The sequence below is a fragment of the Microcoleus sp. S36b_A4 genome (assembly GCF_036700645.1).
Classification (GTDB): domain Bacteria; phylum Cyanobacteriota; class Cyanobacteriia; order Cyanobacteriales; family Microcoleaceae; genus Microcoleus.
Genome location: NZ_JAUBPI010000001.1, coordinates 76,327 through 95,916, shown reverse-complemented (window position 1 = coordinate 95,916; position 19,590 = coordinate 76,327). Strand labels below are relative to the sequence as shown.

17 protein-coding genes are annotated in these 19,590 nt (G+C 44.3%); 6 read left to right on the top strand and 11 right to left on the bottom strand.

What is annotated here, in order from left to right:
* From QUA03_RS00415 to QUA03_RS00405, 3 genes are all read right to left on the bottom strand, one after another.
* A complete protein-coding gene (locus tag QUA03_RS00415; RefSeq protein ID WP_333208790.1) occupies positions 1 to 939 on the bottom strand; it encodes a radical SAM protein in 939 nt (312 codons plus the stop codon).
* A 6-nt stretch (positions 940 to 945) separates the two neighbouring features.
* Complete coding sequence (gene tcmP, locus QUA03_RS00410; RefSeq protein ID WP_333208788.1) at positions 946 to 2,268, bottom strand: three-Cys-motif partner protein TcmP; 1,323 nt, start codon at positions 2,266 to 2,268, stop codon at positions 946 to 948.
* Between the two features lie 169 nt (positions 2,269 to 2,437).
* Positions 2,438 to 3,310 (bottom strand): S-methyl-5'-thioadenosine phosphorylase, encoded by an 873-nt coding sequence (locus QUA03_RS00405; protein WP_333208786.1) that lies wholly within the window; start codon positions 3,308 to 3,310, stop codon positions 2,438 to 2,440.
* A 209-nt stretch (positions 3,311 to 3,519) separates the two neighbouring features.
* Here QUA03_RS00405 and QUA03_RS00400 point away from each other — a divergent pair, with 209 nt between their 5' ends.
* On the top strand, positions 3,520 to 3,726 hold the full coding sequence (locus tag QUA03_RS00400; protein ID WP_015177188.1) for a hypothetical protein: 207 nt from the start codon (positions 3,520 to 3,522) through the stop codon (positions 3,724 to 3,726).
* A gap of 144 nt (positions 3,727 to 3,870) precedes the next feature.
* Here the strand turns inward: QUA03_RS00400 and QUA03_RS00395 are convergent, their stop codons facing one another.
* The 3 genes from QUA03_RS00395 to QUA03_RS00385 all read right to left on the bottom strand — a co-directional run bounded on the left by QUA03_RS00395 (position 3,871) and on the right by QUA03_RS00385 (position 6,785).
* Positions 3,871 to 4,710: a Tab2/Atab2 family RNA-binding protein gene (locus QUA03_RS00395; RefSeq protein ID WP_333208784.1), complete on the bottom strand. Its 840-nt coding sequence runs from the start codon at positions 4,708 to 4,710 to the stop codon at positions 3,871 to 3,873.
* Between the two features lie 305 nt (positions 4,711 to 5,015).
* Positions 5,016 to 6,221 carry an adenylate/guanylate cyclase domain-containing protein gene (locus tag QUA03_RS00390; protein WP_333208782.1) on the bottom strand — a complete coding sequence of 402 codons (1,206 nt, stop codon included), beginning with the start codon at positions 6,219 to 6,221 and terminating at the stop codon, positions 5,016 to 5,018.
* A 21-nt stretch (positions 6,222 to 6,242) separates the two neighbouring features.
* A complete protein-coding gene (locus QUA03_RS00385) occupies positions 6,243 to 6,785 on the bottom strand; it encodes a peroxidase-related enzyme (RefSeq protein WP_333064782.1) in 543 nt (180 codons plus the stop codon).
* Positions 6,786 to 7,364: 579 nt separating this feature from the next.
* Between QUA03_RS00385 and QUA03_RS00380 the strand changes: the two genes are divergently transcribed.
* Positions 7,365 to 8,642 carry a valine--pyruvate transaminase gene (locus QUA03_RS00380; RefSeq protein WP_333208780.1) on the top strand — a complete coding sequence of 426 codons (1,278 nt, stop codon included), beginning with the start codon at positions 7,365 to 7,367 and terminating at the stop codon, positions 8,640 to 8,642.
* Positions 8,643 to 8,923: 281 nt separating this feature from the next.
* A complete protein-coding gene (locus QUA03_RS00375) occupies positions 8,924 to 9,484 on the top strand; it encodes a Uma2 family endonuclease (RefSeq protein WP_333208778.1) in 561 nt (186 codons plus the stop codon).
* A gap of 48 nt (positions 9,485 to 9,532) precedes the next feature.
* Here QUA03_RS00375 and QUA03_RS00370 read toward each other — a convergent pair whose 3' ends face one another.
* The 5 genes from QUA03_RS00370 to QUA03_RS00350 form a co-directional block, all read right to left on the bottom strand.
* Complete coding sequence (locus QUA03_RS00370) at positions 9,533 to 11,704, bottom strand: caspase family protein (protein ID WP_333208776.1); 2,172 nt, start codon at positions 11,702 to 11,704, stop codon at positions 9,533 to 9,535.
* Between the two features lie 207 nt (positions 11,705 to 11,911).
* Positions 11,912 to 13,093 carry a sulfate adenylyltransferase gene (gene sat, locus QUA03_RS00365; protein WP_333208774.1) on the bottom strand — a complete coding sequence of 394 codons (1,182 nt, stop codon included), beginning with the start codon at positions 13,091 to 13,093 and terminating at the stop codon, positions 11,912 to 11,914.
* Between the two features lie 162 nt (positions 13,094 to 13,255).
* Positions 13,256 to 14,326 carry a DUF6745 domain-containing protein gene (locus QUA03_RS00360; RefSeq protein WP_333208773.1) on the bottom strand — a complete coding sequence of 357 codons (1,071 nt, stop codon included), beginning with the start codon at positions 14,324 to 14,326 and terminating at the stop codon, positions 13,256 to 13,258.
* 126 nt (positions 14,327 to 14,452) lie between these two features.
* Positions 14,453 to 15,052: a hypothetical protein gene (locus tag QUA03_RS00355; protein ID WP_333208772.1), complete on the bottom strand. Its 600-nt coding sequence runs from the start codon at positions 15,050 to 15,052 to the stop codon at positions 14,453 to 14,455.
* Positions 15,053 to 15,253: 201 nt separating this feature from the next.
* Complete coding sequence (locus QUA03_RS00350; protein WP_333208770.1) at positions 15,254 to 16,726, bottom strand: site-2 protease family protein; 1,473 nt, start codon at positions 16,724 to 16,726, stop codon at positions 15,254 to 15,256.
* A gap of 33 nt (positions 16,727 to 16,759) precedes the next feature.
* On the opposite strand from QUA03_RS00350, the gene QUA03_RS00345 reads away from it, so the two are divergent.
* From QUA03_RS00345 to QUA03_RS00335, 3 genes are all read left to right on the top strand, one after another.
* The gene (locus QUA03_RS00345; protein ID WP_333208769.1) at positions 16,760 to 17,434 is read left to right on the top strand and encodes an MBL fold metallo-hydrolase; all 675 of its coding nucleotides are present in this window, start codon (positions 16,760 to 16,762) and stop codon (positions 17,432 to 17,434) included.
* A gap of 138 nt (positions 17,435 to 17,572) precedes the next feature.
* Positions 17,573 to 18,133: a sugar O-acetyltransferase gene (locus QUA03_RS00340; RefSeq protein ID WP_333208767.1), complete on the top strand. Its 561-nt coding sequence runs from the start codon at positions 17,573 to 17,575 to the stop codon at positions 18,131 to 18,133.
* Between the two features lie 343 nt (positions 18,134 to 18,476).
* Positions 18,477 to 18,941: a hypothetical protein gene (locus QUA03_RS00335; RefSeq protein WP_333036242.1), complete on the top strand. Its 465-nt coding sequence runs from the start codon at positions 18,477 to 18,479 to the stop codon at positions 18,939 to 18,941.
* Positions 18,942 to 19,590: the final 649 nt, after the last annotated feature.

Sequence of the window (19,590 nt, the reverse complement as noted above, 5' to 3'; positions counted from 1 at the left end):
CTAATTCCATTTTTCTATAGTTGGTTTATATAGCCAATGATTAATTTTTTCTTCATTGACAAAACTTTTTAATGACGGATCGGGCCAAATATGTATTTTGTCTAAACACTCTAGTTCTGTTGCTGCTGTTTCAATAAATTCCCATTGTCTAATAAAGGTTTCACCCCAAGATTTTTTAGTCATAACTGACTGGGCAAAATCTAAACCGGCTGCTACCATTCTTTGACCATTTGATCCTCTGGCATTAATGGGTTCCCAAAATATTAATTCTGGATTAATTTGCATAAATTTATCTAAATTAAATCTAAAGTCATCTAAATTCATCATAGGTGGAGTCGGAGCCATTGCTACATATAAACGACAATTAGCCTGATATGCCTTTTCTAAGGCTTTATATCTATCGGAAGATAAAGGTGCTTGTGGTTCAATTTTTTTGAGTAATTCATCATTTATACAAGGAATACTCATGCCTAATGTAATATTAGGATTAACGAGAATGTCTAAATCATTTTGCCACAATAAACCACGAGTTAAAATTCTAATTTTTTTATTATGTTTAATTAAAATTTTTATTGTTTCACGAGTAATTTCTGCTATTTGTTTATTTTGATAAGGATCGGTTCCCGAACAAAGCAAAACAACTCCTTTACCTGAAGGTGTGTTTTCCCATTTTCTTTTTCTAGTCAAAACTTTTTCTAATTTTTCAGGAATTTCCTCTCTTATAAAAAGATATTTCCCCCAATCTAATTGAGGATTATCTACTCCTTTTTGATGTAATCTTTTTTGTTGTGTTCTAATACTTGGAGTCGAAGGAACATAACAAAATGTACACCCATGTAGACAGCCAGATGCTATGTTAACAACATAGTCACATAGACTTTTTTTATTTAAAGCACTTTTTTGGAGTGGATTGACTATTGTTTCTGTTCCAGTAATCATAATTAGTTACCTTTGGATAAAAGGTCTTAGAGCAAATAATGTTTGTTGATGTGATCTTCTGATTATATCAGAATTTTCTAATTTTGTCTTCTCTGTAATTTTGATTCTTTTACCCTTCCTAACAATTTCTATTTCTTTTGCATCTTGTAAAAGTTGAAGATATTTGCAATAATGTTTTCTGGTAGCAGGATTAAGTTCCATTGTTTGTGCACAAAGAGTTTTAAACAAAATACCATCAGGATTGTTATTTATTAAATAATCAATATCTTTGCTAAGTTTATTAATACAAGCTGTTTCACTATCTTGGTTAATATCTAACTTTATATCAAGCTGATGTTCTTCATAATAAGCTGCTGTTTTAAACCCATAACCATAAATATCATAATGATATTGATAATCTAAATTATTGAAATTCCAACTTCCATCTTTCATTACTTCTAATGCTCTAAGATGGCTACAAATATGAATTAAATAATATAGAACTCTCTCCTCATTTCTCGGCATCATAGCAAATGTAATGATTTTTTTTGCATTACCTTTATCTCGAAACAATCTGATCAATTCATTTCTAAATCCTGCTTGCTCTCCAAATGTATCTAAAGTTTGAAAATGATTAATATCAAAATAACCATCTGTTTCCAGTATTTGTTCAAAAGTTGTTCTCCCTGTCCACTTTGGGTCATAAATAAATCTTTTAATAAAATTAATCATGAATGTATAAATAATTTCTGACTTATTAAGACGATTTATTGTTCTAAAACTTTCCATAGATACATCAGACCATCCATAAGGATCGAGAAAAAATAAAGAATGACCTTTTCTTTGTTCAGCTTGAAAAACGCAATAATTAACCTTGTTTTCAAATTCATCACTAATAAATTCACACTGTTCTATTCGTTCACCTATTCCTTTGGGAAATTCAGTTGTAAAAGTATGTGGTTCTTCATCCGATAACTGTCCAAATTCTGCTTGGGACATACCAACATTTTTAAGACATTTTAAATGCTCTTTATTTCTTTCTATAAAAATAAATTTTACATTTAAAGGATAAGTCCTTTGTGATTTTAAATAACCTTTTCTAACGGCATTAATTAATCGAATAGGTGAACCATGCCAAATATTATGTGATTCTCGATCGTTGTAAATACCTCCTCCAGAAAAACCCTCAACAATAGTAAAATTTGTGACACCACGTTTCCCTGTTCCATAAAGCGTATAAATCAAATCAGTAACATATTGCTCTATTAATAAATGCTTAGTTTTAGTATGAGGTTCAATATTAGGAATGTTTGTACCATCAGCAGACCATTTAGTATCAGAGTTACTCATTGTTTAGGCTCCTTGAATAATCGCTCTATTTATTGTAATATACTTTACTAATTTTTACTACCAGAATCTGGCGATCGGTTAGTTGTCTAGCGCATAGGCTAATCTTACTCAATTAGATTGAATGCCCCATGCTTTTAGGCGATGGGGCCCATGCCCGATGCCCTATTCGCTACAAATATTTCTGCAACAACAAACCCATTTTCTCCTTAGTGGCGGCCGGCACTTGATCCAGCCGAGTCAGAATTGCATATTTCAAAGCTGAATGTGCATCAGATAGTGGGGGATTTTCTGTTAGTCTACGGACTGTTTCTTGAATGACTTTTTGAGCATTCTCTGCATTACGGTGCAAATTTGCTATTACCATTTCTACAGTTACGCTGTCGTGTTCGGTATGCCAGCAGTCGTAGTCTGTGACTAATGCTAAAGTTGCGTAGGCCATTTCAGCTTCTCTGGCTAATTTTGCTTCCGGCAAATTTGTCATCCCAATGACTGTGGCATCCCAACTGCGGTAAAGGTTTGATTCTGCTTTTGTGGAAAATGCGGGACCTTCCATGCAGACGTAGGTGCCGCCCCGGTGGAGGTTAACGTCGGGGAGGTTCAAGGATTCGATCGCACTTGCTAACACTTTAGCCAATTCGCCGCAAACCGGATCGCCGAATGTGATGTGAGCAACAATTCCTTCTCCAAAAAAAGTAGAAACTCGATTTTTTGTGCGATCGATAAACTGATCCGGCACTACCATATCTAAAGGTTTCGCCTCTGTTTTCAGGGAACCAACCGCCGACGCTGAGATTAAATACTCAACTCCCAAACTCTTCATTGCATAAATATTTGCGCGATACGGCACTTCTGATGGCAAAAAAGTGTGGTTGCGGCCGTGTCTAGCCAGAAACGCTACCGGCGTACCGTCCAATGTTCCCACAATTGCGGCATCGGATGGTGATCCAAAAGGTGTATCAATTTTCACCTCTTCAATATCCTTGAGGGCCTCCATTTTATACAAACCGCTGCCGCCGATAATTCCGATTTTTGCTTGTGCCATTTTTACCCTCTGCTTGAGTTTTACCACAGTGATTCTATCGGGCCATCGTTAAGTTGGTGTAAAGATAATTAAAGATTTGGTGATAACAGTCACCCCACATACACTATTTTGTCACTAAAATTATGTGATCGTAATCACAAAGTAGCTTCACAAAATCTTTAAAAATAAAGGTACATAGTTCTGTTACTTATTTTTAGCGTGTTAAGACCATGACAGTCAGCTCTGCTAACCTCCCCAAAATCTCGATCGAGGCGATCGTCGAGCGCATCTTTGCTTTTCGCCAGATTACCCCCCTTGACAGACGGCTGCTGAAATCAGCAATGCTAGCCCAGAAAGGTCTGAACGAAAAAGATCAGTGTCACATCAACCGAGTTTGTCAGGGCATTCAAAACGGCTTGATTTTAGTTGTAGAATAAATTTGCAGCACTATCTCTTGCGAGCTCAACAAGCTGTTTGAAAATTTGTGTCTGAGTTTGTATTTGCTGGAACTGCGTTCGAGCACTGTTTTACTTTTTTTCAGCCAGCGATTTATCAACATCACAAATAATATTATTTACATCTTATCGATCAAAATTTAACAGCCAAAAGCCTGTATAAGTCATGCCACTATCATCGGGCTGGACTAACAAAAAATGTAATCCTTTACTTAATTGCTTACGCTGTTGGTAAACTTGGGCCGCGGCTTTCACCTCGCTATCTTCAAAAGTAGCCACAACCCACCTATCTACTAACCCAGCTTCCAATATCAATCCATCGGGCTCTCCAGCAATATAATTCAAAGCAAAAGGTTTGGCATCCTGAAGCCATCTAGCCAACCGCATAGACTGGCGTCCACCGTCAATAACAACTCCCGGTACGGGTACTGTTGAGGCCAAGCCTAAATTCAGCGGTAACAGCAATTCTGGCATTTCCAAAATTGGCAAGGGACGCCCTTGGAAAGCATCTTCAATGTCGCCGGCGGGTAGGGAAGCAAAACGCCAGCCATCGCCCCAGAGGTTTTCGGGTAAGGGTACGGGCGGCGGCGAGTCGAGGGCGATCGCACTGTAAGTTTCACCTGTATAATTAGGCATACTCAAATATTCTTTTGCGCGTTGTTGCAGCAACAATTTCAGAGTCGGAGTGCGGCGAGTCGCTTCCACCTTGACACCCAAAACTTTGCCCGCAGCCTCAATTAAGCCCAGAGACTGAGGCCTAAATACTTGAATTAAGTCCGGCAAATTCTGAGTTTGAGCTTGCTGCTGCAACTGCGAGGCTAGCCAATTAGAATTTGCGTCCCCCTGGCTGCAAACAGCGCTAAATTGAAAACTGCCTTCCGATTCGCAAATTAAGAGTTCCCACAGTGGTTTACCAGTTTCGTCTTGGAGAGGGCGGCGGTAAAAATCGGCTTGCCAAATACGCATAAATAATTAAAATTCAAAATCTACAACTCGATCATTTTAATATAGCTTGGGGACACTGCGATACAATACCGCTTCACTGAGAAAAAACTTCGAGCGATATATTCTCAGTTCATAGTGGAGTTTTATTTCAATATCTAACACCCTTAAAAAAACAGCAACTGTAGGCTGGGTGGTGCAAACCGTGTTAGTAATCAGTAATCCCCAATTCTAAAATCTAAAATCTAAAATCTAAAATCTAAAATCTAAAATCTAAAATGGTATGGCTCGCTTAGCCATCCTCCCTTAGCAATTAGCCATTCCCAAATTTATTTAAGATGGCGAACCAAATACATATCCAATTCGCCCTTATTTTTAGCATAAATTTTTCCTCTGTATTCGCATTCAAAAAAATCTCTAACTAATTCAAACGTGTCGTGAGAAATATTGATATTTCCAGGGACACCGGAAGATTCCATCCGAGATGCAGTATTAACTGTATCTCCCCAGACATCATAGGAAAACTTTTTCTTGCCAATTACCCCAGCCAGTATTGGGCCTGAATGAATGCCAATGCGGATATCCCAATAAGCAATGTTTTGTTGAGATTTCTGTATTTTTCGCAAATCCATGAACTGTCGAATTTCTATCGCAGCAAGTACAGCGTCAAAGGCGTGTGTTGCGCGAGGCGTAGGAATTCCTGCAGCGCACATATAGCTGTCGCCAATAGTCTTCAGTTTTTCCATAGAGTATTTATCCATCACGCGATCGAAATAAGAAAAACAATAGTCTAGTTCGTCAACTAACTCTCGCGGCGTCATGTTTTCAGATAACTGAGTAAAGCCTTTAAAGTCCGTAAATAAAACCGATACGCTATCATAATAAAGTGGTTCCACTTTGCCGTTATTTTTGAGTTCATCGGCAATTTCAACCGGGAGCACATTCAACAGTAGCTGGTCAGATTTGTGCTTTTCGGCATCAAGTTCGGCATACAGGCTATTTATCTCTTTAAAGCGTTCAGCATTGCGGATAGCTGAAGATAGTTGCAAAGCCAAAAGATAGCCAATCCGCAAGTCTTCTTGAGTGTAAGCCCCCGGCTTGGTTGTGGCAAAATTAATTGTCCCTAAAACCTTACCTTCACTTTCCAAGGGAAGGATAATTTGGGAAGCGTAGGGGGATAAAATCGCAGTAGCACCCGCTTCTTGAATTAATTGAGGTTGACGTGTTGTGAAAGCCTTCTTAATCGGGCCGCCCTCTGTCAGGGCTGAAATATCTACAGGGATATGCGGGCCAAATAAGGTCATGCAAGCATTAGTGCTGTGTAGACAAACGCTACAGTGTTCAAAGTCTAGCAGCCATTTGGCTTGCTTACCTACTACCCGCAAAATCTGACTGAGATCGAGGGTGCGGTTAATGGCAGTAGCAATTTCATTGACGGCGGAAATGCGGATGGAAAGCGCTTGAGCTTCTGCTAACAAACGGCGGGCTGTTAACAGAAGTTCTTCTCGATCTTGATCTTCTAGCCGATCGCCCATAATAGGGGTATACAATATAGATTACAAAGCATCTATTTCGAGGGCTATTGAATCCGTATATCGGTTGACAAAGCTAAACAAGTCTGCTGTCGCAATAATCTCAAATATTTCAGAATCATCTAGCCCTAAATCCCGCAGGTTTTGGTAATCAGTTTCTGTCATTTCCAGGGGCTTTGTAGCAGCCAGCAAGCCAAAGGTAATTACGGCTTTATCACGTTTGGGCAAAGGGCAGTTGGCAAAGTCAGAAACTAGGGTTCGCAGTAGTTCTTCGCTCATCCCCAAGGCTGACAATCCGTGCAGGTGAACTTGGAGAGCGTACTCGCTATTATTTGATTGGGAAATAGCGACACCGACCATTTCTTTAAGCGTGCGGGGTAAGTCTCCTTGTAGGATTGTTCCCCGGAATTTTTTCCAATTTGCTTCTAATATGTCAGGGTTGATTGCCATTGACTTGAACAGGTTGGGGACGATGCCGAACCCCAAGTCTGTCAAGATTTCTTCGTAGACTGCTTTGGCTTTAGGATCTGTAAGTTGCTCGTATTCTATAAGTGGAAAGTGTGTCATTTTTTTGTTGAAGTTTACGGCAATTAATTGGGTGATAATTTACGTTTTTGTTATGTAATGCCACTCAAAGGGCGATCTTACGACAGATATTGGCTTGAGTCGGATTGATAATAAAATGCACCGCTGTCAGCAAACCGCGAATCATGAAAATGAGCTAGCAACAAATCGGATTTTTGAGGCTGGATTAAACCTGTAATTATAGCAGTAACAGGCTCCCATAAAATTCTGTTGCGATCGGGTTTTACGACTAATTTTAGATGTTTCCAATGGTTGTTGTCAAGGATCGGCAATTCATCGGGCGCGACGGCGTGAAATTTACCACAACTCTTGAATTAGAGATGGCTGTTCGGTTCGCTAATTTTTAGGTAAAAAACACTGTTCGATCGAACTCCACAAATGGCCACAATCTTATACTCCGGCGCGCGCACAGGGGAAGAAACAAAACACTGTGCGATCGAGTTTATTGAATTCATCAGATGCTCGATCGACAACCCATGCCCCAGATCAGCTAGGCTAACGCCTGCGACTGGAGTTATTATGGGTAAACTGTAAACTTTTATCATTGTCGCTGCATTTGCTATGAACCCTGCCCTGACTCAATTTGGCGCTCAGATGTCCCACCTCACGGGAGTTCGGGCAATTATGAAAGATATTATTGAAACTCTTAGAGCCGGCAGCGGGCAGGAGTTTATCAATTTGAGCGCCGGAAATCCGGTGATTTTACCGGAAGTCGAGCAGTTGTGGCGCGACTGCACTGCGGAACTTTTGGCGAGCCCGGAATACGGCGAGGTGGTTTGTCGCTACGGTTCCAGTCAAGGTTATCAGCCCTTAATCAATGCGGTTTTGGCGGATTTTAATCAGCGTTACGGACTGAATTTGACCGATCGCAATATTCTAATTACTCCCGGAAGTCAATCAATTTACTTCTACGCAGCCAACGCTTTCGGCGGCTACACTACCAGCAAACAGCTTAAAAATATTGTTTTACCGCTGAGCCCAGACTACACCGGTTACGGCGGCGTTAGCTTGATTCCCGAAGCGGTAGTCGCTTGCAAACCCACCCTCGATATTGATGCCGCCGCCCACAGGTTCAAATACCGCCCGGATTTCAGCCAATTGTCGATCGACCAAACCACCGGCTGCGTCATTTTTTCCCGTCCCTGCAACCCCACCGGCAACGTTCTCAGCGACGAGGAAGTGAAGAAAATTGCCGATTTAGCGGCCGCTTTTGACGCGCCGGTGTTCGTGGATTCCGCCTACGGCCCTCCCTTCCCGTCCTTGAATTTTACCGAAATGACGCCGATTTTTGGCGGCAATATCGTGCACTGTATGAGTTTGTCGAAAGCCGGATTGCCGGGTGAAAGAATCGGAATTGCGATCGGCGATGAAAAACTCATTCAAGTATTAGAATGTTTTCAGACCAATATGTGCATTCATTCGCCGAGATACGGACAGGCGATCGCAACTCGTGCGATTACATCCGGCGCTCTTGCCGACATCTCCATCAACGTAATTCGGCCGTACTATCAAGGCAAATTTGCGATCGTAGAAAGCACTCTAGAACAAGCAATGCCGAAGGATTTGCCGTGGTTTTTGCACCGGGGCGAAGGAGCAATTTTCGCATGGTTATGGCTGAAAGATTTGCCAATCACTGATTGGGAACTGTACCAAGAGTTGAAAAAAGTCGGCGTAATTGTGGTGCCAGGAAGTTCCTTCTTCCCCGGTTTGCGGGAAGATTGGCAGCACAAACATGAGTGTTTACGCATTAGTTTAACTGCAACAAATGATGAGATTGAAACTGCTATGAAACGGTTGGCTCAAATGGTAGAAAAGCTTTATCAGTCAGTTGACAGTTGACAGTTGACAGTTGACAGTTGATACCAATTTAATGTGAAGTTGCACATATCTCGATCCCCCTAAATCCCCCTGGTTGTTGGGGGACTTTGATCGGAATCTTGTCCCACCCCCTACTCCCCTTATTAAGGGGGGCGCTAGGGTGATCGGATTCTATGCAGCCTCATAAAAAATTGGTATGACGGTTGACGGTTGACGGTTGACATTACCAACTACTCATGACCATAACTTTTCATTTGGCAGATTGACTACAATTGAAATAACAATTAGCAGCGCGGTGGGTTATGGCAGTGCAATTACTCAAAAGGTTGTTGACCGTAGAAGAATATCATTTAATGGGCAAAGCTGGTATTCTTTCCGAGGGCGATCGGGTAGAACTGATAGAAGGAGAACTGATCCAAATGGCAGCAATTGGAACTCGTCATGCTTCCTGTGTGAGACGATTCATCGGACTGTTCAGCGAAATTCCCAGTAACCGGGCTTTTCTGGATGTGCAAAACCCCATCCAGTTGAGCGATCGCACCGAACCTCAACCTGATATAGTATTGCTGAAACCCAGGGCTGATTACTATTCAACTGCACATCCATTACCGTCAGAAGTTTTGCTGTTGATAGAAGTATCCGATAGCACGGTTGATTACGATCGAGATGTGAAAGTTCTTATTTACGCTCAATCGCTCATTCAAGAAGTCTGGCTAGTAGATATAGAGGCACAATGTTTAGAAGTTTACCGCCAGCCAACTCCTAATGGTTACAGTTTAATCCAAAAGTTGTGGCGGGGTCAACAAGTTGCGTCGCTCGCCTTTCCTGATTTGGAAGTGAATATCGATTTCGTACTGGGATAGATTCAGATTATAGGTTATAGAAAACATTCCCCAGTCCCCATTTTTCACTTAAACTACCCGATAAACAAAACTCAGAGTTGCCCAAACATTCACATCCAAAGCCAAATCATCCGTCGATATCCCCACTTTCTGTACCCCCGGAATGCTAGCCGCGTGCAAATCTTCGAGTACAGCCCGCGCCACATTTAAAGGATTCAACAACACTCGAATTGGCAGCGCATCCCTCGTTTGCTGCATTTCGGCTTCTATTGCAGCCAGAGTTCGATCGAAGCTATTCTCACTAAATATAATCACAATTTCCGCAAGTCCGATCGGCGCAGATACCGGCCACCCGCTCGTCCCAGCCGCCGGCACGGTCAAATTCTCTCCCGGAGCGATCGCCCGCGACATTCCACCCACAGCCTCTTTGCCCTCAGCGCCGAGCACAGACAGCCGTCCCGCGCTGTCCGAGCCAAACACCGCAAAGTAAACCGGGCGATCGCTGTCGTTATACAATCTGTACCGAACTCGACTGCCTTCTGTTAAACTTAGTATATGAGCGCTGGCGGATTTCTCACTTTCCCCGCTCAGCGGTTCCAGCCGATAATCACCGCCTGCCCGCACCGGCTCTCGCTGCGCCACGGCCCGCGCTTGGGGTGCAGTAGTTGCCAGCACTGCTCGCACCTTCAGGCGTGAAGATCCCTCATTGGCTGTCAGCCGCAGCAACTTCCCAGCCAGCAGCGCTTTCAACTGCGGAGTCAAGCGCTGCACCGCCACCTTGACTGCTTCTCCCCCATCGCCCTCAGTATCGGGAATCAGCATTTGAGCCAAAGAAAACAAACCGTAACGGCTTTGAGACAAAGCAGGCTCGTGAGGCGAGACTGTTTCGGCTAAAGTTGTTTCCGGGACTCTGCCGAACCGACAGTCAGCCAATTGCTCGCTGCCTACCGCCGAAACTTGCGGCACAGTCGCAAAGGCGCTGGTAGCGTCCACGCGCTCGATGCGTTCCAAACCTGAGTCCAAAGCTACTGTCAAACCGATGTTTCGCGGCAATACCCGAATTTCTTCCCTCACGAGTTCGCCGACAGTTAATTCGCCGTTTGTTCGATCGAACCCGTCTAAAACTTGGGCTTTAGCAGAGAGGCCCGTGCGTCCCCGCAGCAAAAGCCTCGCGCCCTCGGAGGAATCCACAGCAAACACAGAACCCCCGGAGCACTCCAAAACCGAGGGCGACAAACCGCCCAGCCACAACTGCACAGTTTTGCCCCCCTCTTCCACCGCCGTCACAGCGCCGTCAGATGCAGGGGAATTGAAGATTAAATTTGAAAAATTTACCGCCGCCGCGGTTGTTAAATCGTGATTGAGAATTTGCGGTTGCTGCGATAACCCCGCGATTTGCTCGACAGTACCTGCAGCGCGACTGAAATTGACGCTGAAGCTGCTAGCGGGAGTTGCCCACCACAAAGTTTGGGTGAGGGCGTAGGTAAACAAACCTGCGGTAAATCCGTTCCACTCTTGTTCGGCGGCGAGTTGGGAATCCGCACCGGCGGCAAGTACGGTGGCCGCAGGACGAAGATTTTTGCGGGTTCGGAGGCCTTCGGCGAACGTTAATTCTGCGAGGCGAGGCTCGCCGATGGTGGGGCGGGGGCGGGAGCGAATGCGAAAGTTGCCGTTGGTGGGGAAACCCCGATAGTGGTAGCTGGTGTCGAGGATGGCGATCGCATTTTCTGTCGCGAGCGATCGCATCAACAGCAACAGCGTTTCCTCTAAAATATCGTTCACCGCCCGGTTTGCTAACAGCGGCAAAACATCATCCGCCGGCACCAAACTGTTTTGGATTTTTCCGGGAGACTCGCCCAAACTGACTCGGCTACCGCAGCCACTAAAGTGAAAAACTACCACGTCACCGGGTTTTGCTTGTTGAGTCAAGTGAGTGATAAAAGCCGTCTCGATATTCTCCCTCGTAGCTTGAGCGTCAGTCAAAGTCAAAATGTCCGACGGCACAAACCCAAACCGATGTATCAGTAGTTCCCGCTGCAGTTCCACATCCGTGACGCAGCCGTGCAGGGGCGAGTCTGGATATTTGTCAACGCCCACCAACAAAGCCAATTTCCTGGCTGTCGGTTGCGCTAAGGCTTGGAGGTAGCGATCGCCCAACGGCAGCCACAGGGCCTCGCTGATGCCGATGGCGGCCAGCACCCGGCCAGCTTGCTGCAAAAATTCCCGCCGCTTGAGTCCCATTTTTAAATAGCTTTGAATTTTAAGTTTTGAATTTTCAGTTAAATTCCCCTCAATAATTTTAGGGAATTTAATTAAGTTGTGAGTGTTTAGTATTAAGATAATTTTTAAGTTTTAAGTTTTGAGCTTTAAGTTTAAAATTTCCCATTTAAAACTCAAAACTCAAAATTCAAAACTATTCAGAATGTCGCCCACACCCAAGATCAAGATTTAAATCTCGTAATTGAAAATATTCATGGCTTTGGCTAATTCTGCGGCGACTTCCGGCCGGGAAAACTGCGGCGGCGGCAATTTTCCAGCGCGCAGCATTTCCCGAACTTTGGTTCCCGACAAATGCACCCGTTGTTCGGGAGTGCTTGGGCTTGTTTTAGTTGTAGCCATTTGTTCCGTCAGTGTGCAATAGAAAGCGTGCTCGAATTTCATCGGCACAATTCCCAATTCTCCCGGCTCAAATTCGTCAAAAATATATTGGGCATCGTAAGTGCCGTAATAATCGCCAACTCCAGCGTGATCGCGCCCCACGATAAAGTGAGTGCAGCCGTAGTTTTTGCGGATTAAAGCATGAAAAATTGCTTCTCGCGGCCCGGCGTAGCGCATCGCCGCCGGATTAATTGCCAAAATTACGCGATCTTTTGGATAGTATTTTTCTAGCAGAATTTCGTAGCAGCGCATCCGCACGTCAGCGGCGATGTCGTCATCCTTAGTCGTCCCGACTAGCGGGTGCAGAAACAAGCCGTCTACTGTTTCTAAGGCGCATTTTTGAATGTATTCGTGTGCCCGGTGGATGGGGTTTCGGGTTTGGAAACCGACTATGGTTTTCCATCCTTTTTCAGTGAACAGCATTCTCGATTTCGCCGGGTCAATTTGGTATTGGGGAAACCGGGGATCTAGTCCGCGTTCCAGCAGCCAAATGTCGCCTGCGAGGTTAACGGGGCCTGATTTGTCTACTACCTGGACGCCCGGGTGTTTGAGGTCGTCGGTGCGGTAGACGTTGAGGGCTTCTTCTTCTTTACTGTAGTGATATTTTTCTGCAAGTTCCAAGAGCCCGACAAATTTGCCCGACGGCGTGTCGAGGCGCACTAAAGTTCCTGTTTTCAGGGGGGCGGCGACTTCTTCTGTTACCGAGAGGGTGATGGGAACCGACCACGGAAGGCCGTTGGAGAGGCGCATTTGTTTAACGACCGATCTATAATCAGCTTCGTTCATGAACCCTTTGAGGGGACTCAGGGCGCCGATGGCGATCATTTGCAGGTCGGAGATCGATCGATCCGAAAGCTGGACTCGCGGCAAGACTTCTGCTTTATCGAAAAATTCTTGTCTTTGGTCTAGTGTGGCAATGCGGTTGACCAGGATGCCGCCGTGAGGGGCAATGCGGTCTGAATGCTGGCTCATGTCGATTTGAAGTTGTGGGTTTTAGCTGCCAGAGTACATAGTATCAAGCGGTGGCTGCAATTCTACATTTTTTAATTGTTCTGGACTTGTGCAGAACGCTACTTTTGTGGCGCTGTAATTCTTTAACTGTAAACTCGCGCACTCAAAACTCTAAAGTTTCCCTCAAGTCTGGACTTGAAATTCTTCGGGATCTATTCCCCAATTTACCCAGCTAATCGCTTCTTTAGCCGAGCCCACTTTTGGCGGCACTCGCAAAACATGAAGGTGCCCCGTACTCGGACAAGTCATCTTTAACAAATAAATTGGCTCTATGTCAATATTATTCTCAATTTTCAACAAAGTATATTCTTGCCAACTATCCAATTCAGTTGCTTGCAATTCTTGACAAATTCTCGGATAGCCGATCGCCTGAATCACAACTCGCCGCACTTCGGCATTATGTTCTGTGAACAGCCATGAAGCTTGCCAAGATTGGGGCGGAACTTGACCGATTCTTTCCGGCAGTCGGACGCCACGATAAGAGTATACACTGAACTTGTCAGCAAATTCAACCGCTGGTTGACATAAAGCGTGGAGCAAATATTCGCTATCAAAATGAAGTTGTATCGGGTGATCGCACACAAAGCACATTCTCTCAAACGGGTAAATCCAGCCGCAGTTTTCCACTAAAGATTTAAAGGCTGAGTATAAAGGGCGATCGTACTCCAAATTTAACACGCCAATACAAAAATCCACCCAACTTCCGTGACAGGCTGACAGTTCGGAAACTATGCTGTTATTATGATAAGCCTGATCGATCAGGAATCTCTGAAATCTCCCGCCCAACTTACGTGCTAATTTGACGTAAACTTCGTCTTTAACATGAAGGTGCAGTTGATTCATTAGTTGAGCGTACAGCGGATTATAGAGTTGGCTGTAAATCTTATTTTCTAATTCCCTGCCGAGTTGACTTCTTAATATATCGTACAATTCATTATGAATTTTGTTTCGGATTTCGCTGGCAGTTCCCAGGCCCGAATCGCGTATCCTTAGCGGTTCAATTGCTTCCAAAGCTATGTAAGGGCTGTCACAGAAAATAATTTTCGGTTCAGGACAGCCGATGATGTTGTAGGCGGTGTTGATGGCCGCTGTCGCTTGCGGGCGATCGACTGGTTCTATCGAAAGTCCAATTTGTCGCCACCTCTCGCGATAGAGCGGAATTAGCGCTATTTGTTCGGGAGTAATTGCGATCATTTCTAGAGCTAGATTATTGGATTTTCGGTTAAAAATTTTCGCTCTCGCATCTAGTTAAAACTCTAATTAAGGTTCTAGTGAACACTGAAATACCCCATAGCAAACTATTTTATTATCTTCATTAAATTATTGGTATAAATTAATTATTGTTTGCAAAACACCTAAAATCATAGGAACATTATCAAGACAATAAACATCAAGATCAATAATCAAATTATTTTCTTCTAATTTAAGAAACCGCCAGACAACGCCAGTAGTTACGCAGCCATATATTGCAGGTATGGAATTGTGTTCGCGTTCGTTAAATAGCTGAGCAGCTACCATTTGTGCTGCACACTGTGGCAAACAAGACTCTATTTCTCCGCCTTTAGTTTCTCTCAAGGCAAAAACCGGAACTTTTATTTCAAAATCAAACGGCACGGAAGACAATAGAAAGTCGCATTCCCCATTCAATCCCAGCTCAGCATCTACATCAAATGACCAACCAGAAAAAATAGAAAATTGTCTGTTGTTCCTTTCTCTAAATTCTAACAGAATAGGAGAAACAATCCGTTCCGAACGTTCTTTTACAGTTGTAACAGCAGTGTTAGAACTAATTTCGATTGCTCTCCAAAGCCATTCGGATGGTTCTACAGGAAACACCTTGGCACTCAAGATAGGACTGAGTGATAGCTCCAATCCAAATCGCTCTTCTAATTGTTGGAAAGTAAAGGATTTGTAAGACATATTTCTCTAATCAGTCGGTGAAAATAAAGATTACTTCGAGATAGAAAGCGAGTGGATAAATTCTAAACTCGCTTGTATAGCAACCCTTGCAGGATTTTGTCAACCTCTCTTTTCTTTCTTCCTCTCTATTCCCTCGAACTTCGACATCGATCTGTTAGTTAAATCCGTTACAGAATCCGTTGCCGAACTTCCTTCTTCCTGCTAAACATTTAACCACTCAAGGAGTACCCTGGGCGCGGGCAACAAAATCATTAACAAAAGCCCGATCGCCATTAGCCCCAAAAAATCCCGCCGATTATCCAATTCACTGACATCATTCAACGCCGGTTCGTCGTTTAGCGGTGTGAAAAACAAAATAATCGCCCACAGCAGCAAACCCTGTTCCAAAAAAGAAAGCAGCAGCATACAAAGTCTAGCAACTTGCCCGATCGCCATACTCGCTCGCTGGCCGAACATCGCGTGTACAATGTGCCCGCCGTCGAGTTGTCCCACCGGCATCAAATTAAACGCCGTCACGATCAAACCCAAATAACCCGCCACCGCTACCGGATGCAAATCGATCGCAGTTTCCGCATTCAAAGCGCCACCCAAGGTTAACTTGCTCAACAAAGTCATCAGCAGCGAAAAACTGGGTTTGAAAGAGTCAAAGTTTAACATTCCCGACTTGTCAGACAGCGGTACAATAGTCGAATGATTCAAACCCCAAATTAATAAGGGCACTGTCGCCACTAAACCCGCCAGGGGGCCGGCAATGCTAACATCAAATAAAGCTCGGCGGTTGGGAATTGGACTCCGTATTTGAATGAAAGCCCCAAAAGTTCCTAAGAAAAAAGGAATCGGGATAAAATAAGGCAAAGTCGTGCGAATTTTGTAGAATTGGGCAGCTAAATAGTGGCCGGATTCGTGAATTGCTAAAATTGTAATTAGAGCCAGCGAGTAAGCCAAACCCTGCAGCAACATTGATGGGTTAGACTGCAAAGCTTGTTCAGTAACTCCGGCAAGTCGCGTCCCGACAAGGGTAGTCGTAAACACCGTGATCAGCAGCAAAGCTAATGCAAAAAATGGCCTGGTTACAGATTCGGTTTTGACAGGAGTTTCCCCTGATTGGTGGCTGGGATTGGGAACTATAGCAAAAAAAGGTTGACCGCTCAAGCTGTTTTGAAATACTACTAAAAAGCGATCGCCAAAAAGCCTCTCCACATTCTCCCGAATTGCCTGATAAGCCGCCTCCGGGTTGGTACGCAACTGTCCGCGACAAATTACAGCCTGTGGCCGAAATTCCAAATCTCGCAAAAAGTAAATTGACCAAGGAAAACAATCGCGCAAACTCGCTTCTTCCGCTGCATCGATCGGGCGCACGGGCGGTTTTGGCTTTGCAGGTTCAGTCGCAGAGTTTGCTATCTGCTCAGCAGTTTCGGCGGTAATTTTCTTGCGCCCCAACTGTACCAAAAACCAATACAAAAAAGGGCAAACCAGAAAAGGTATAATTACCAACTCCGGCGGTACAGTTTTGCTCGTGCCGTAAACTAAAATCCAACCACCCCAAATCAGCGCGGGCGCCATCATTACCAGCCACAGCAGCCATATCGGAGTCCTAGTGATGCGGCTGGTGCCGTTTTGCAACAAGTAGTACGAGATCAGCCCCAATACGAACAACCATAGTAAAAAGAACATAATATTTATCCCATTCCCTTCTGAAATACTTCCTTGAAACAACAGAGTTCAGTCTCCAAACAACCCAGGCCCGTGCTCGACAATATTCTGGCTTTCCCCCCTAACCGGGATACCCTGGGTGCAACAGCCTATTTCATTGTAGAAAACCAAACTAACATCCTGGTGGATTGTCCCGCTTGGGATGAGATTAACCAAACATTTTTGCGGGAACACGGCGGCGTGCGACTGCTGTTCCTCACCCACCGTGGCGCTATCGCCAAGGCGCGGGAGATTCAGGAAGCCACGGGGTGCGAGATCCTGATTCAAGAACAGGAAGCTTATTTACTGCCGGGTTTGAAGGTGACGGTTTTTGAGCGAGAATTTGTTGTGAGCGATCGAATCAAAGCATTTTGGACTCCCGGCCATTCTCCTGGTTCCTCTTGCCTTTATCATAGTGGCAGCGGTGGAGTGGTGTTTTCGGGTAGGCACTTGCTCCCCAACCGAGAAGCCGCCCCAGTACCGCTGTGGACGCCAAAAACTTTTCACTGGCCCCGGCAAATTAACAGCGTGAAGTCAATTATCGATCGATTTTCGCCGGAAACTTTACAGTATATTTGTCCCGGTGCAAATACTGGTTTTTTGCGGGGAAAAGGATCGATCGATCGAGCATTTGAGAAATTAGCCAATCTGGATTTAGCTGCTTGTTTGCAGTCCAAACCTGAACCCTAAATGTCTGCTACAACATCAAAAAATGATCTGACGCGCTAATTATAGCGGTAAGGTGCGCCTAGCGCACCCTACATTATTCTTCAGTCTGTTAAAGAGCGAGGAAAGTTTGTATAGTTGCGGTTACAACCGCCTACTCTGATGGAAAAAACCGAAAAACAAAAAATGCTCGCCGGCGAATTGTATTTAGCTGCTGATGAGCAATTAATTTTAGAGCGCCAACGAGCTCGCCGCCTCGCCAGAACTTACAATTATACCCGCGAAGACGAACCAGACAAACGGTTAGAAATTCTCGCAGAATGGTTCGGTGCAGTTGGGCCAAAAGTTGAAATCGAGCCACCTTTCTACTGCGACTACGGCAGCAATATTTATGCGGGAAACGGATTGTACATGAATTTTGGTTGCGTGATTCTCGACTGCAATCGAGTTAACATTGGCGAAAATTTACTGTGCGGGCCCAACGTACAAATTTACACCGCTCTTCACCCCACAGACCCGGAAATAAGGCTTTCTGGCCAAGAACTCGCGGCTGAAATTAATATTGGCAATAATGTTTGGATTGGCGGCGGCAGTATTATTTGTCCAGGAGTCACTATTGGCGACAATAGCACGATCGGCGCAGGCAGTGTTGTTGTCAAAGATATTCCCGCAAACGTCGTGGCGGCGGGGAATCCTTGCCGAATCATCCGGCATCTACCTTGATGTGGTACGATCGACACACTCGTGCGATCGGCTCCTTGGAGCTTAACCAAAAAATTTTAGGTTTAGAACAGACGGTTTGAGATTTTTCACGTAAAATCCCGGGAAAAACCCCTGGAAGAAAACTCAAATTTCAAATCTAAAATCTAAAATCTAAAATCGCTTAATATCAAATCCGTTAGCATCGGAATAGTAAATTCGAGTTGACGGTTGACGGTTGACAGTGAACAGTCAACAGTCAACAGTCAACAGTCAACAGTCAACAGTCAACAGTCAACATCATTCCGGTGTAACCGGAAATGATATAATTTCTCGTTCCCGGTTTCCACACTACCAAGCTTTTCTTATGACGACTGCAACAGTTTATCCCAACGCTCCTGATCTCTGCACCGACGACTACATAGCAGTCGGTGTAGCTACCTGCTTCATAAAAGAAGAAGGCGAAGTTTTTGAAGTGCAAGTAATCGAAGCTATTCCCTCAGCAGCTTTGGAAGCAATTTTGAAGGGAATTCCCACATCTTATTTAATGATTTGCGGGACGACTTTGGGAGCAGTGCTCGACGGCGAAACACCCAAAATGTTGCCAGAATTCCCGACATCAGCTCAGTTTAGCGAAGAATTTGGCTTTCGGGCGATCGCCGCTGCCCGCACTTACAAAATCCGCCCCCAAGCTCAACTTCACATTCCCTTGGGAACAGTTCGCAACGACTTTACTTATTCCTTAGAACGCAAAAGGGTGCTCAACTCCGAGCGCGTCATTCGCACTGAAGACAATGTGAAACAGCACGAACACACTCACAAGGTTCTTTAAACAAATCCCGCAACTGGGGCAATTTAACAGTGCCTCAGCCAGCGGATGCACCGAAAATACTTTTGAGTGTTGAGATATAAATTCAAGATTTAACAACTTTTTATTTCATTAATAATAAACGAAAAACTTTTAATATTTTGTTATTAAGCAATACAGCGGACAGTTTTTGATTACAACCGCAAAATAAGGGTTCCAACGCGATCGCGTACTCGAAATACCAACCGAAAATCACAGGTTTCAGACTACAAACTAAAAACAGTCTGGACTATTAATTAAGACACACACCCAACATCTACACCTAAAAAGTCTACTGCTCACATCACCTCAATAACATAAATTATTAACGATTGTAAAAATAATTAAGTAGTTGATAAAAATTTTTAATTGGTCAAAAATGTGGTATAATATTATTCCTGTTTAACAAAGTGATATCCAATCGGGTAGCATCGGGATTAATATTACCCACCGCCAGGAAACGGCACTGCCGTGTCCCTACAATTAACCTGGGTAGGGAAACGGCACTGCCGTGTCCTTTATATCATTCCCGTGCAACCGGAAACGATAGGATATGCTCGGTGGGAAAAAATTAAAAAATCCCCGCAATTATTAAATGCTCGTAGTTTAAGACTACTAGCGGGCGGGCGAGTAG